A 1,188-nucleotide genomic window follows, 5' to 3' on the forward strand; every position below is an offset into this window, starting at 1 on the left:
GTCAGCGCCAGCGCGACGGCCAGCGCCAGCAGCGCCTTCCACCACACCGCGGATCCCAGCCACGCCGCCGCGCCGGTGCCCGCCACCACCGGCGCCAGCGCGTTGGGCAGCGTTCGCGGCCGCGCACCGGAAATCCACTGCCCGAAACTGGCCATGGCGCAATCCTGCCAGTACGCGCGGCGGGCCCGGCACCCCGATCGGCGCCCGCGGGCCGTGCACCACAATGGTCGGATGCTCGGAGTGATCGGCGGCAGCGGCTTCTACACCTTCTTCGGGTCGGACTCCCGCGACGTCAGCGTCGACACCCCTTACGGCACGCCCAGCGCCCCGATCACCGTCGGCGCCGTGGCCGGCCACGACATCGCGTTCCTGCCGCGGCACGGGCCGGCGCACGAGTTCTCCGCGCACACCGTGCCGTACCGGGCCAACATGTGGGCGCTGCGCACGCTCGGCGTGCGGCGGATCTTCGCGCCGTGCGCCGTCGGCAGCCTGGACCCCGCCCACGGGCCGGGCGCGGTGGTGGTGCCCGACCAGCTCGTCGACCGCACCAGCGGGCGCAGCGACACCTACTTCGACTCCGGCGGCATCCACGTCGACTTCGCCGACCCGTACTGCCCGACGCTGCGCGCGGCGGTCACCGGGCTGCCCGACGTCGTCGACGGCGGCACCATGGTGGTGATCCAGGGGCCCCGCTTTTCCACCCGCGCCGAGAGCCGGTGGTTCGCCGCCGCCGGCTTCTCGTTGGTCAACATGACCGGCTATCCGGAGGCGGTGCTGGCTCGCGAACTCGAAATGTGTTACGCCGCAATCGCTTTGGTGACCGACCTGGATGCTGGGGTGGCGGCCGGTGAGGGCGTGACGGCGGTGGAGGTGTTCGCGCAGTTCGAGAAGAACATCGGGCCGTTCAAGGAGCTGGTGCGTCAGGCCATCGCCCGGGTCGCCGCCGACCGCACCTGCACGCACTGCCAGCCGCACGGCGGGGTGACGCTGCCCATCGAGTTGCCATGAGGGTGTTGCTGACCGGCGCGGCGGGTTTCATCGGGTCGCGGGTGGCCGCGGCGCTGCGCGCGGCGGGCCACGAGGTGGTCGGCGTCGACGTGCTGCTGGAGGCCGCGCACGGCCCGAACCCGGTGCTGCCCAACGGGTGTCACCGGGTCGACGTACGCGACGCCGTGGCCCTGGCCCCGC

General features: G+C 73.2%; 2 protein-coding genes and 1 pseudogene. 2 read left to right on the plus strand and 1 reads right to left on the minus strand.

Features of this window, described 5'->3' with window-relative positions; all coding sequences use genetic code 11:
* Positions 1 to 155, minus strand: a pseudogene (locus tag A5714_RS21375) (1,4-dihydroxy-2-naphthoate polyprenyltransferase); the annotation flags it as partial.
* Between the two features lie 76 nt (positions 156 to 231).
* Here A5714_RS21375 and A5714_RS21380 point away from each other — a divergent pair.
* Together A5714_RS21380 and A5714_RS25655 are read left to right on the plus strand one after the other, a co-directional pair.
* Complete coding sequence (locus A5714_RS21380; protein WP_068073683.1) at positions 232 to 1,008, plus strand: S-methyl-5'-thioadenosine phosphorylase; 777 nt, start codon at positions 232 to 234, stop codon at positions 1,006 to 1,008.
* Positions 1,005 to 1,188, plus strand: a 184-nt coding sequence (locus tag A5714_RS25655) for an NAD-dependent epimerase/dehydratase family protein (protein WP_156747430.1), incomplete at its 3' end; no start/stop codon positions are given. The genes A5714_RS21380 and A5714_RS25655, both read left to right, overlap by 4 nt.

The sequence above is a fragment of the Mycobacterium sp. E2462 genome (assembly GCF_001672685.1).
In the GTDB taxonomy this organism is placed as follows: Bacteria; Actinomycetota; Actinomycetes; order Mycobacteriales; family Mycobacteriaceae; genus Mycobacterium.